A 12,528-nucleotide genomic window follows, 5' to 3' on the forward strand; every position below is an offset into this window, starting at 1 on the left:
GCGGTCGGATCAACCACGCGCTGCGGCGAGGGATTCCCTGGCCGCGGCGGCGACGTTCTCGGCGGTGAAGCCGTACTCGGTGAACAGGGTCTGAGCGTCGGCGGAGGCGCCGAAGTGCTCGAGGGAGACGATGCGTCCGGCGTCCCCCACGAACCGGTACCAGGTGAGGCCGATGCCCGCCTCGACCGCGACGCGGGCCTTCACCGACGGCGGCAGGACACGGTCGCGGTACTCGCGCGGCTGCTCCTCGAACCACTCCACGGACGGCATCGACACCACCCGGACGCCGATCCCCTCGGCCTCCAGCGCCTCGCGCGCGGCGACGGCCAGCTGCACCTCGGAGCCGGTGGCGACGAGGACGACCTCGGGGGTCGCGGTCGAGGACTCCACCAGGACGTAACCGCCCTTCGCCGCGTCCGGGTTCGGCGCGTAGGTCGGAACGCCCTGACGCGTGAGGACCAGACCGTGCGGGGCAGGCCGGGTGGCGTGCCGCTTAAGGATCTCGGCCCAGGCGATCGCCGTCTCGTTGGCGTCGGCCGGGCGGACGACGTTCAGGCCCGGGACGGCACGCAGCGAGGCCAGGTGCTCCACCGGCTGGTGGGTCGGGCCGTCCTCGCCGAGGCCGACGGAGTCGTGCGTCCACACGTACGTCACCGGCAGCTGCATCAGCGCCGACATCCGGACGGCGTTGCGCATGTAGTCGGAGAACACCAGGAAGGTGCCGCCGTAGATGCGGGTGTTGCCGTGCAGGGCGATGCCGTTCATCTCGGCGGCCATCGAGAACTCGCGGATACCGAAGTGGACCGTGCGGCCGTACGGGCTCGCCTCGGGCAGCGGGTTGCCCTCGGGGAGGAAGGAGGAGGTCTTGTCGATGGTGGTGTTGTTGGAACCTGCCAGGTCCGCGGAGCCGCCCCACAGCTCGGGCAGGACCGCCCCGAGCGACTGGAGCACCCTGCCGGAGGCGGCGCGGGTGGCGACCGCCTTGCCGGGCTCGAACACCGGCAGCGCGTCCTCCCAGCCCTCGGGCAGCTGACCTGCGAGGACCCGGTCGAACAGCTGGGCGCGCGCGGGGTCGGCGCCGCGCCACTTCTCCAGCTGCTTGTCCCAGGCCGCGTGGGCCTCGGCGCCCCGGTCGAGGGCGGCGCGGGTGTGCGCGAGGACCTCGTCGGAGACCTCGAAGCTGCGCTCCGGGTCGAAGCCGAGGAGACGCTTGGTGGCGGCGATCTCCTCCGCGCCGAGGGCCGAGCCGTGGGAGGCCTCGGTGTTCCGGGCGTTCGGCGCGGGCCAGGCGATGATCGTGCGCAGCGAGATGATCGACGGGCGCCCGGTCTCGGCCCGCGCCGCCTCCAGGGCCGCGTACAGGGCGGGGACGTCGACGTCGCCGGCCTCGGTCGGCTCGACGCGCTGCGTGTGCCAGCCGTAGGCCTCGTACCGCTTCAGCACGTCCTCGGAGAAGGCGGTGGCGGTGTCGCCCTCGATGGAGATGTGGTTGTCGTCGTAGACGAAGACGAGGTTGCCGAGCTTCTGGTGGCCGGCGAGGGAGGAGGCCTCGGCGGAGACGCCTTCCTCCAGGTCGCCGTCGGAGACGATGCCCCAGACGGTGTGATCGAACGGCGACTCGCCCTGCGGGGCGTCGGGATCGAACAGGCCGCGCTCGTAGCGGGCGGCCATCGCCATGCCGACGGCGTTGGCGACGCCCTGGCCGAGCGGTCCGGTGGTGGTCTCGACACCGGCGGTGTGCCCGTACTCGGGATGACCGGGCGTCTTCGAGCCGTGCGTACGGAAGCTCTTGAGGTCCGCCAGCTCCAGCTCGTAGCCGGAGAGGAAGAGCTGGGTGTAGAGGGTCAGCGAGGTGTGGCCGGGGGACAGGACGAAGCGGTCACGGCCCGTCCACTCGGGGTCCGCCGGGTCGTGTCGCATCACCTTCTGAAAGATCGTGTACGCGACGGGGGCCAAACTCATGGCGGTTCCCGGGTGGCCGTTGCCCACCTGCTGCACGGCATCCGCTGCCAGAAGGCGCGCGGTGTCGACGGCACGCCGGTCAAGTTCGGTCCACTCGAAGTTGTTCGGTGTCTGCGTGCTCATCTTCAAGAAATCCTCGATAGGAGCGGGTCATCTGCTCTGTTGTGTTCAAACCTAAAAGTCTGACTTTTACGAAGGAAGGTCTCCCTGTGTCAGCCTGTGGTGAAAGTGGGACACCCGCCGGCGACACATGAGCGCCATGGAGCGGCAACTGGGCGGTGCGAGAAGGACATGGTGGACACAAGTACCCAAGACGGCGCCGGTGAGGGCATCAGAACCTTTCCCTTTCCCGTCGAACTCAGCGTCGGCGGCGTCGGCATGCAGGTGGGCCCCATGGGCACCGGTCGCACCTGGCACACCGACGCGCCGCTGGACCGTGTGCACCGCATCGACTTCCACGTGGTGATGCTCTTCGACGACGGTCCCGTCCGCCACATGATCGACTTCGCCGAGCACGAGGCGACGGCCGGCGACGTGCTGTGGATCCGCCCGGGCCAGGTCCACCGTTTCTCGAAGTCGAGCGAGTACCGCGGAACGGTCCTGACCATGCAGCCCGGCTTTCTGCCGCGTGCCACCGTCGAGGCCGCGGGGCTGTACCGCTACGACCTGCCGCCGCTGCTGCACCCGGACGCGCCGCAGCTCGCGGGCCTGCGCGCGGCACTGACGTATCTGCGCGGTGAGTACGACGACGGCGGTGCCGACGGCACGCTGCCCCTGAGTCTGCACACGGCGGTGCTGCGGCATTCCCTCACCGCGTTCCTGCTGCGGCTGGCGCACCTCGCGGCGAGCAGCGCGGAGGCGGCGCGCAGCCGGGCCGACACCACGTTCACGCTCTTCCGGGACGCCGTGGAGCGGGACTTCGCCACCAACCACAGTGTCAGCGCCTACGCCGACGCGCTCGGTTACTCCCGCCGTACCCTCGTGCGCGCGGTCCGCGCCGCCACCGGCGAGACGCCCAAGGGCTTCATCGACAAGCGGGTCGTCCTGGAGGCGAAGCGGCTCCTGGCCCACACGGACCTGCCGATCGGCCGGGTCGGTGCGGCGGTGGGCTTCCCCGACCCGGCGAACTTCTCCAAGTTCTTCCAACTGCACACGGGAAACACCCCGGTGGCCTTTCGCGCGGAACTGCGCTGAGGCGACCGGGGTGTGCTTGGACCGAAGCGGGTGTCAGACCCGGGCGGCACCCTGCTCGAAGTAGTGGCCCTCGTCCAGGTCCGCGAGGAGACCGGGCTGTTCGGGCTGCCAGTCCAGCAGCTTGCGGGTCACGGCGCTGGACGCGGGGATGTCCCGGCCGACGAGCCCGCCGAGCCAGCCGAAGTGGGCGCCCGCCTCGGCGGCCGGGATCGCGGTGACCGGCAGGTCCAGATGACGGCCGATGGCGGCGGCGATGTCGCGGAACGGCACGTTCTCGTCGTCGACGCCGTGCAGACGGCTGCCCGCCGGGGCCGACTCCAGGGCCAGCCGGTACAGCCGGGCCGCGTCGAGCCGGTGCACGGCGGGCCAGCGGTTGGCGCCGTCGCCGACGTACGCCGAGACGCCCCGCTCGCGGGCGAGGTCGATCAGCCGCGGCACGAAGCCGTGGTCGCCCACGCCGTGCACCGAGGGCGACAGGCGGACCGCGCTGACCCGCACGCCGCGCTCGGCGAGCGAGAGGGCCGCCGCCTCGTTGGGCATCCGCGCCGCCGCGGGCGAGTCGTCGACGAACCCGTCGTCCTCGGTGCCCACCCGGCCCGGCGGCAGGCCCGCGGTGCCGGAGGTCACGACGAAGGGCCGGCCGGAGTCCGAGAGCTCCTCGCCCAGCCTCTCGATGGCCCGCCGTTCCGTGCGGGCGGAGGCCTCGAAGTCCGCGAAGTCGTGCTGGAAGGCCAGGTGGATCACGCCGTCGGCGGTGGCCGCCCCGCCCCGCAGCCCGTCGGGGTCGGTGAGGTCACCGCGGTACACCTCGGCCCCGGCGGAGGCGAGGAACGCGGCGCCCGCGTCCGAGCGGGCGACACCCACGACCTGGTGTCCGGCGCCGATGAGCTCCCGGACGACGGCGGAACCGATGAAACCGGTCGCTCCGGTGATGAAAACGCGCACAGTGCACTCCTCGAGGGATGTCGGCAAGGGGTTTCGGCAAGGCCGCCGGGCCAGAGCCGGGCGATGGCTCCATCGTCGGCAGGGGGAGCCGTCCAGGTCCAAGGCCTGTTCCGCATGGCGCAATACGTTCTAGGCATCACCCCAGGTCAGGCTCCACTGTTGCCCGACCGGCCTATGACCGGGCGGATACCCTTGCCGCATGCCCGACCGTGCCCGAGAACCCGAACCCGAACCCGATCCCGTCCCCGCCCAGATGACCGATCTCGACCTGCGGCTGGTGCGCTACTTCACCGTCGTCGCCGAGCACGGGCACTTCGGTCGCGCCGCCCACGCCCTGCACCTCACCCAGCCGTCGCTGAGCCGCCAAGTGCAGCGTCTGGAGCAGCAGTTGGGCGTACGTCTGCTGGACCGCACCCCACGGGGCACGCGGCTCACGGAGGCGGGGGAGGTGTTCCTGCCCCGCGCCAGGGCGCTGCTGGGCTCGGCCGCCGAGGCCACCGCCCGGGCCCGCGCCGCCGCCGAGCCCAGCCGGATCGTCGTCGGCTACCTGACGGCGATCATCGTCACCCCCGCCGTACGCGAGCTGCGCCGCAGGCACCCCGACGCCGACGTCCGCAGCCTGCACCTGACGTGGCACGAGTCCCGCCAGGCCCTGCTCGACCGCAGGGTGGACGCCATGGTCGCCCGGCTGCCGTTCCCGACGGACGGGCTGCACGTCACCGTCCTCTACGACGAGCCCCGTGTGCTGGTCGTCCCCCTCGACCACCGGCTGGCCGGCAAGGAGTCCGTCACCGTCGACGATCTGGCCGGCGAACCCATGCCCCGGGTGAGGGGCTCGGACCCTGCCTGGAGCGCGTTCTGGCGCCTCGAACCGCGCCCCGACGGGCTCCCGGTGCCGGACGGGCCGTACGTGGACGAGGTCGAGGACAAGTTCGAACTCGTCGCGGCGGGACAGACGGTGCTGGTGTCGGCGGCCGCCTCCGGATTCGCCCTCCGTCCCGACCTCACCAGTGTTCCCCTCGTCGGCGTCGAGCCGAGCCATGTCGTCCTGGCGACCCGCGCCGACGACCGCGGCCGCCTGGTGACCGCCTTCCGCAAGGCCGCCAGGACACACCTCACGGGCGGCTTCGTGCCACCGGAGCGGGCCGGCCACTGAACGCGTCGCGCTCGTCGCACACGCGGCGCCGGGAGTCGACCTCTGCGCACAGGTCGACCGCCCAGCGCCGCGCGGCCGTCGGTCAGTGGCCGAAGGTGAACCAGTTGACGTTCACGAAGTCCGCCGGCTGGCCGCTGGTGAAGGTCAGATAGACGTCGTGGGTGCCGGTGACGGAGCTGATGTTCGCCGGGATCGTCCGCCACGACTGCCAGCCACCGGTGTTGGCCACCGCGAAGCTGCCGACGGGCGTGGCGGTACGGCTGTCGAGGCGCACCTCGACCAGTCCGCTGACCCCACCGGCCGCACCACTGGCGACCCGTGCGCTGAACTGGGTCGCCGCCGTGGAACCGAAGGTGACGCCCTTGTAGAGCGCGTAGTCGCCGTTCGCGAGGGAGCCGATGTCCTGGCCGCCGCCCGTGTCGGTGGTCGTCTCGGCGACCGTGCCGGAGTGGCTGTCGTACGACTCGGCCTGGATCGTGCCGTAGGCGTCACGGCTGCCGGACGGCGGGGGCGTGGTACCGCTCCCACCGCCCGCGGCCTGGAGCACCTGCACATAGTCCACCACCATCGGGTGGCCCGGCTGGGTGTCGCCGTCCAGACCGCCGCCGAAGGCGTCCGGGAAGCCGCCGCCCATCGCGACGTTCAGGATCACGAAGTAGCCGTGGTTCGTCGCGTTGGTCCATGTCGTCGCGTCGACCTGGTTCGCCGTGACGGTGTGGTAATTGACGCCGTCGACGTAGAACCGGATCGCCTCGGGGCTCACCGAGCGGTCCCACTCCATGCTGTAGGTGTGGAAGCCGGACTGGCAGGTGGTGTTCGGACACGCGACGGAGTTGCCGATGCCGGTGGTCTCGTTGCACGGGCCGCCCGGGTTGGTGCCGCAGTGCATCGTCGACCAGACCTTGTTCAGGCCCTGGACGTTCTCCATGATGTCCAGCTCACCGACGCCCGGCCAGTTCTGGTAGTTGCCGCGGTAGGGCGCGCCGAGCGCCCAGAACGCGGGCCAGTAGCCCTCGGCCGCCGTGCCGGTCACGTTCGGCATCTGGATGCGGGCCTCCACCCGCAGCTTGCCGCCGGACGGGGGCTGGAAGTCGGTGCGGTTGGTCTCGATGCGGCCCGAGGTCCAGCGGCCCGCGGAGTCGCGCAGCGGGGTGATGCGCAGGTTGCCGTTGCCGTCGAGCGAGACGTTGCTGGTGCTGTTGGTCATGGTCTCGACCTCGCCGGTGCCCCAGTTGGCAGGCCCGCCCGGATACGAAGTCCCGGTGCTGTACTGCCAGTTGGAGGTGTTCACCCCGGTGCCCGCGGCGCCGGTGAAGTCGTCGACGAAGACCTGCGTCCAGCCGGTCGGGGGCGTGGGCGCGGAGGCGTTCGCGGGCAGGGTGACGGCCGCCGCGGCGGCGGCGGCCAGGCCGAGGGTGCTGAGCACGGCGACGAGCGCGCGTCGCCGTCTGGGTATGCCGGAGGTTGCACTCATGGCGGGTGCCTCTCGGGTACGGAGTGATGGGCGCGGGTGACTTCGAGAGTGTTTGAGAGCGCTCTCAAAGTGGGCCCAATGTGCTCTCCGTCCCGGAGGCCGTCAAGACTTAAAGCAAGGAAAGTCCTTTCGTGGAAAGGAAGTTCACGGCTTGAACCACGCAAACGTGCTAAAGCGCGCTGCCCGCCGTCCAGTCCGCCCAGGAGAGGTTCCAGCCGTTGAGGCCGTTGGCCGCGTCGACGGTCTTCTCGCCGGAGTTCTTGACGATCACCACGTCGCCGAGCATCGAACTCGCGTAGAACTCGTAGCCCGCGACGGAGCTGTCGTTCGCGCCCTTGGTGTCGTGCAGGCCGACGCAGCCGTGGCTGGTGTTCCGGCTGCCGAATATCGAGGTCGAGGCCCAGTAGTTGCCGTGGATGAAGGTGCCGGAGGTGGTCAGGCGCTGGGCGTGCGGGACGTCGGAGATGTCGTACTCGTCGCCGAGGCCGACCGTGGAGGACTCCATCCGGGTCTGCTTGAACCGCTCGCTGATCACCATGATCCCGGACCAGGTGGTGTGGTCGGAGTCGCCGCCGGAGACGGGGTAGGTGGCCAGGGTCGCGCCGTCCCGCTCGACCACCATCTCCTTGCTGGACAGATCCACGGTGCTGATCTGTGCGCGGCCGATGTGGAACGTGACGTCCTTCGACTGCATACCGTATACACCATTCGTTCCCTCGACGTCCTTCAACCGCAGACCGAGGGTGATCGTCGTGCCGGCCGCCCAGTACGTCTTCGGCCGGAAGTCCAGCCGGGTGTCGCTGAACCAGTGCCCGACGATCTCCACGGCCGGCTCGGCGGTCACCGTGATCGCCTTCTCCACGGCGGCCTTGTCGGACACGGCGTGCGAGAAGTTGATCGAGACCGGCATGCCCACGCCGGAGGTGGAGTTCGCCTCGGGGGTGAAGTAGCCGACGAAGGTCTCGCCCGGGGACTTGGTGGTGAAGGTGGCCGTCTGCGCGGCGGCGCCCTCCACCTGGGCGGTGACCGTGTACTTCGTCCCGGAGTACGGGTTGGCCGTGGATGTCCACGTGGTCCCGGCCTCGTCGAGGGAGCCCGCGAGCGTCGAGCCGTCGTTGCCCGTCACCTTCACGGAGGCGAGCGTGCCGTCGGTCACGGTCACCTCGACGGGGCTGGTGAAGGCCGCCTTCTTGGTGCCGTCGGCGGGAGTGACTGAGATCACCGGCTGCTTGGCGGCCGGCGAGGCCTTCGTGGACGCGGAACCCGACGTCCCGGTCCCGGTCGTCGTGTTCTCCGAGGCGTCCGCCGACCCGGAGCTGCACCCCGTCAGTGCGACGGCCGGGACGGCCCCGAGCACGCCCAGGATCCCGCGCCGGGACCAGCCCCCCGGCTGCTGTTCGGACCGGTTCGATATGTGCGAGACGCCCACGGCACGCCTTCCTGAGTTGTCCACCTTTGCGCCTGCATCCTGCGCCTTCCAGATGGGGCGATCCTTTGGAAGAGTGCTGCGCAGACTGAGATTTCCGTGAGGATGTGCTCGCGCCGACCTGCCGCGATCACGTCCCGCTCACGGCCCGCCGCACGCGGGTGGGGGAGTGTCACGGACGGACCGGGCCCCTGTGTGTCGCCGGGCGGCCGCACTCACCGCGGTGTCTGTTTCCTACGGTAGAAAGCGCTTGTGGGCCCCTCGTGAGTGTGTCAGGCTACATGGCGCTCGATCTTGTACGGCCGTGACAACTCACTGAGGTGTGGAGCCCATGGTCCAAGGAAGTGTCCGGTCCGGACGTACGGGTGCCGGGCGACGGTGGACGATCGGGTGCCCTCCCGCGAGCACGCCGGGACAGCCTCACTCACCTGTGCAGGGATGAGGCCGCGCAAGAGCGGGAGACGCCTCCCCTGTGGAGCCGCGCCGGAGGTGTGCCGCGCGCCGCGGACCCTCGCGGGGAACCCGCGGCGCCCGCCCGAGTGGTCCGGCGGCTCGACCGGTGGGCCGGGGACACATCCGCCGCGGGACGGCCGGGCGGAGGGCGCCCCCGCCCACCGCGGGGCCGCCGTCGGCAGTCGCTCCGTGTGGCCCCCGCGGCGAGCGAACGCCTTACGGTGCCTCGAACCCACGCACCTCGCTCGCACCGTCCTCGCAGACCGCGCGACGAGGCATGGAGACCACGATGACTGACACCCCCGTCCGGCACGGCCCCCTCCAGTACGGCATAGCCCAGCAGGAATGGCTGTACTACCGGAAGCACGGAAGGGCACGTCACCCACGTCAGTGCCTGTGGCTGGATCTGCCCGCCGGTCTGCCCTTGGAGGACGCCGGTGGGGCCGTCGACCTCATGGTGGAGCGGCACGAGGTGCTGCGGACGATTTTCCCCGCCGACGCCAAGGGAGATCCGACACAGCTGGTCCGGCCTCCGGCTCCCGTCCCCCTGCGGCGGTTCGACCTCTCCGGTGACCACCCCCGGACCGCGGGACTGGACGCCTTCTGCGATGCCCCGTTCGACGTGTTCACCGCGATGCCCCTGCGGGCCGCTGTGATCCTGCGGGACGAGGGGCGTCGGCAACTCCTGCTGGTCATCGCCCACATCGCGATCGACTACCGGGGACAGGAGGTCCTTCGCGAAGAGCTCACCGAGGTCCTGCTGGCGGCGGCGTCAGGCCGACCCGTGGCGCTTCCGCCCGTCGAATGCCAGCCGCTCGACCATGCCCTGGCGGAAGCGGCCGCCGACGACGGCAGGTGTCTCGAACACTGGCGGAGCGTCATCTCCGCCGCACCGGCGGGTGTCTTCCCCACCGCCGTCATACCGGAGCGGGTCCGCTACACGAGGGCGCGACTGCTGTCGCCGGCGCTCGGGGAGGCCCTCCACGTCATTCACCGCAAGCACCGTCTGCCGCTGGCGCCGGTATTCCTCACGGCTCTGACCGTCTGCCTCGCCGCCGTCTGCCGGCAGCCGGTCATCCCTGTGTCGTACACCTGGCCGGCACGCGAGCCCGAGCGTACGAGGAGACTCGTCGCGTCGGTGATGCGGGACATCATCCTGAACATCGACCTCTCGGACGCCCCCTCCTTCGAAGAGGCCGTGCACAGGACCCACGAGGCGATGCGGCTGTGCGCGCGGCACAGTCAATACGATGTCTACGCCCTCTTGCAGGCGGACTCCTTGATCAACCGTCAGCGCGGCACATGGCGCCGATCCGCCCTCTTCGTGAACCTCGGGCCCGACCCGGACGCGGCATGGTCCCGTCCGGCGCCCGAACCGGCCGCCGCCGATCTGCGGGGGCTGCTCCGCGGCAGTTCGGTGACGGTGGAGACGGGACCCGAGGAACACTACGACGACTTCAACCTGTACATGTCCCTGTCCGTGGGAGAGCGGGGCTGCCCCGAGATCTTCCTCGCGGCGCACGAGGCGATCCTCGCCGAGCCCGAGGTCGTCGGCATCACCCGGGGTATCGAGGCGATCCTCGTGGAACTCGCGTCGGCCGGCGACCTGTCGGCGGCCGAGGCACGGCGGGCGAGCGGTCTGACGCCACGGCCCGTCGGCGAGGGCTGGATCTCCCGCGGGGGATCGTGGTTCCACCGCGGGCTCACCGAGGACATTCTGCGCAGCCATGAGGGGGTGGCCACCGCGAGTGCGCGCGTGGAGCCGGACGGGACGACGGCCGCCTACGTCGACACCCGTCCCGGGGGCCCGACGTCGGCCGAACTCCGCGAGTTCCTCCTGGCGCACCTGGACTTCCGGCGTGCCCTGCTGGTGCCCGAGCGCGTCGTCGTCTCGGAGCGCGCCGGGGCCCGGGAGCGGATCGCCCGGGAGGCCGTGGAGAACGCGGTGGAACGAGCCGTCAGGGCGTCGGTGGAGGCGGCCAACGACCTTGACGGCGTGGACATGTCCCTCAGCTATGTGGAGGCCGGCGGCCTGCTGAGGCGCGTCCCCGTGGTTCTCGCCCGATTGCGGCAGCAGGGTGTGGAGGGCTTCGTCGCCGGTGACTTCCTGCGGCCGTGCAGCTTGCGCGCGCTCGCGCTGCTGCGACCGCCGAGCCAGGTGCTCGCCCGGGAATGAGCGAACGGCTCCGGTTCCCGGGTCACAACCCCCTGTTCCCCTCCGACGAGCCATGGGAGAACCGAGATGTGGATCCTTGGTGTGAACGCCCCACCCGCCGGCTGGCACGACGCGGCCGCCTGCATCGTGGACGGCGGCGGAAACGTCATCGCCTACTCCGAGCAGGAGCGCCACAACAGAGTCCGCCATGCGATCGGTGACGGTTTCAACAAACCCGTCGGGGCCGCGCGGTTCTGTCTCGAGCAGGCGGGAATCACGATCGACGACGTCGACGTGATCGCCATCGGCTGGAACATCGACCAGATGTTCCCAGGGTTCTTCGCGGACGAGCGCGAGCTGGCCACGCACGCCACCGGCCTCGACTTCCCCGGACGGCTTCCCGAGATCGTCCGCGTCCCCCATCACCGGGCGCATGCCGCGTCCGCCTTCTACGCTTCGCCGTTCTCCGAGGCGGGCGTACTGGTCATCGACGGAAACGGCGAGAACGAGTCGACCAGTATCTGGTCGTTCTCCTACGGCCGCGAGCCCGAACCGAAGCGCGACTGGCCGCGCACCGCCTCCCTGGGGTACGCGTACGACGGCGCCTCGGAGTGGCTCGGCTTCCACCACCTGAACGCCGGCAAGACCATGGGGCTGGCCGCCTACGGACGGGCGCTGGGGCTTTCCGTGGAGACACTGGTCGACACCGACGGCGGTGACCTCCGGCCGGCGATCCCCCCGCTGCCGGAGAGCCGCGACAGCGCGACGATCGACGAGATCGGGCGCCACTACGGAGCCACGGTGTCCTCCTGGCGTGATCTCTACGCCAAGCTCGCCGGGGCCGACGGACCCGGCGTCCCGGCGCACCGGCTGACCGAGGACCCGGCGGCCGTGCTCGTCGCCTACACCGCGCAGCGCCTGATCGAGGACGCGGTGACGTCCCTCGCCGCCACGGCCCGACAACTGACGGGCGTGCCGGAACTCTGTCTGGCCGGAGGCGTGGCACTCAATTGCAGCGCCAACGGCATACTGCCGGGAGCCGTGTTCGTCCCGCCCGTCCCGCACGACGCCGGAGTGGCTCTGGGCGCCGCGTGGACGGTGTGTCCCCCGAGTCGGCCGGGCGAGGCGATGAGTCCCTATCTGGGCGAGGACGTCCGGGCACACGGCGTGGCGGACACGGAGGTGTCCGGTCTGCTCCGGACCGACTTCGACCCGGATCAGGTCACGGACCTCCTGCTCGACGGACAGGTGGGCGCGGTCGCCCAGGGAAGGGCCGAGATCGGCCCGCGCGCCCTGTGCCACCGCTCCATCCTCGCGGTGCCGGACTCGGTGGAGGTGTCCACCCGGGTCAACCGGATCAAGCACCGCGAGCAGTGGCGCCCGTTCGCCGGCGTCACCACCCCCGAGTACGGCAGCAGACTGTGGGAACGGCAGGAGCACCTCAGCCGCTACATGCTCGGCGCGGCCCGCGTCACCGACGAGGCTCGGCGGGTCGCTCCCGGTGTCGTGCACGTCGACGGCACCACCCGCCCGCAGGTCCTGGCTCCCGGTGCGGCCCCGGTGGTCGAGGCGCTGCTGGCGCGCCTCGCCGATCGCGGAGCGCCTCCGGTACTCCTCAACACGTCCTTCAACGACAAGGGCGAGCCCATCGTCAACAGCGCAGCCGACGCCCTCGCGGCGTTCCGCTCCATGGACCTGGACTTCCTCGTCCTGGACGGGACGCTCTACCGGAAGGCGCCCCGGTCGCGATGATCAGCGGCGCT

The 12,528-nt window shown here is 70.9% G+C and carries 8 protein-coding genes; 4 read left to right on the plus strand and 4 right to left on the minus strand.

Annotation, left to right across the window (positions count from 1 at the left end; translation table 11 throughout):
• Positions 1-9: 9 nt before the first annotated feature.
• Entirely contained in the window at positions 10-2,085 is a 2,076-nt protein-coding gene (gene tkt, locus G9272_RS36705; protein ID WP_171400518.1) for a transketolase, read from the minus strand.
• Positions 2,086-2,253: 168 nt separating this feature from the next.
• Here tkt and G9272_RS36710 point away from each other — a divergent pair, with 168 nt between their 5' ends.
• The gene (locus tag G9272_RS36710) at positions 2,254-3,156 is read left to right on the plus strand and encodes a helix-turn-helix domain-containing protein (protein WP_054241473.1); all 903 of its coding nucleotides are present in this window, start codon (positions 2,254-2,256) and stop codon (positions 3,154-3,156) included.
• A 33-nt stretch (positions 3,157-3,189) separates the two neighbouring features.
• On the opposite strand, the gene G9272_RS36715 is transcribed toward G9272_RS36710, so the two are convergent.
• Positions 3,190-4,101 (minus strand): SDR family oxidoreductase, encoded by a 912-nt coding sequence (locus G9272_RS36715; RefSeq protein WP_171400519.1) that lies wholly within the window; start codon positions 4,099-4,101, stop codon positions 3,190-3,192.
• Between the two features lie 199 nt (positions 4,102-4,300).
• Here G9272_RS36715 and G9272_RS36720 point away from each other — a divergent pair, with 199 nt between their 5' ends.
• Positions 4,301-5,257, plus strand: coding sequence for a LysR family transcriptional regulator (locus tag G9272_RS36720; protein ID WP_171400520.1), 957 nt, complete (start codon positions 4,301-4,303; stop codon positions 5,255-5,257).
• An 82-nt stretch (positions 5,258-5,339) separates the two neighbouring features.
• On the opposite strand, the gene G9272_RS36725 is transcribed toward G9272_RS36720, so the two are convergent.
• Together G9272_RS36725 and G9272_RS36730 are read right to left on the minus strand one after the other, a co-directional pair.
• Complete coding sequence (locus G9272_RS36725) at positions 5,340-6,731, minus strand: glycoside hydrolase family 16 protein (protein ID WP_171400522.1); 1,392 nt, start codon at positions 6,729-6,731, stop codon at positions 5,340-5,342.
• Positions 6,732-6,900: 169 nt separating this feature from the next.
• Positions 6,901-8,160: a L,D-transpeptidase gene (locus G9272_RS36730; RefSeq protein WP_171400523.1), complete on the minus strand. Its 1,260-nt coding sequence runs from the start codon at positions 8,158-8,160 to the stop codon at positions 6,901-6,903.
• A 739-nt stretch (positions 8,161-8,899) separates the two neighbouring features.
• On the opposite strand from G9272_RS36730, the gene G9272_RS36735 reads away from it, so the two are divergent.
• Together G9272_RS36735 and G9272_RS36740 are read left to right on the plus strand one after the other, a co-directional pair.
• Positions 8,900-10,786, plus strand: a complete 1,887-nt coding sequence (locus tag G9272_RS36735; RefSeq protein ID WP_171400524.1) for a condensation domain-containing protein — start codon at positions 8,900-8,902, stop codon at positions 10,784-10,786.
• Between the two features lie 81 nt (positions 10,787-10,867).
• Positions 10,868-12,517, plus strand: coding sequence for a carbamoyltransferase C-terminal domain-containing protein (locus tag G9272_RS36740; RefSeq protein WP_253268058.1), 1,650 nt, complete (start codon positions 10,868-10,870; stop codon positions 12,515-12,517).
• Positions 12,518-12,528: the final 11 nt, after the last annotated feature.

Source organism: Streptomyces asoensis (genome assembly GCF_013085465.1).
In the GTDB taxonomy this organism is placed as follows: Bacteria; Actinomycetota; Actinomycetes; order Streptomycetales; family Streptomycetaceae; genus Streptomyces; species Streptomyces cacaoi_A.

Excerpts from the sequence above, each read along its gene's own strand:
- G9272_RS36720 (WP_171400520.1), top strand. The coding sequence starts at position 4,301 with ATGCCCGACCGTGCCCGAGAACCCGAACCCGAACCCGATCCCGTCCCC.
- G9272_RS36735 (WP_171400524.1), top strand. The coding sequence starts at position 8,900 with ATGACTGACACCCCCGTCCGGCACGGCCCCCTCCAGTACGGCATAGCC.
- G9272_RS36710 (WP_054241473.1), top strand. The coding sequence starts at position 2,254 with ATGGTGGACACAAGTACCCAAGACGGCGCCGGTGAGGGCATCAGAACC.
- G9272_RS36725 (WP_171400522.1), bottom strand. The coding sequence starts at position 6,731 with ATGAGTGCAACCTCCGGCATACCCAGACGGCGACGCGCGCTCGTCGCC.
- tkt (WP_171400518.1), bottom strand. The coding sequence starts at position 2,085 with ATGAGCACGCAGACACCGAACAACTTCGAGTGGACCGAACTTGACCGG.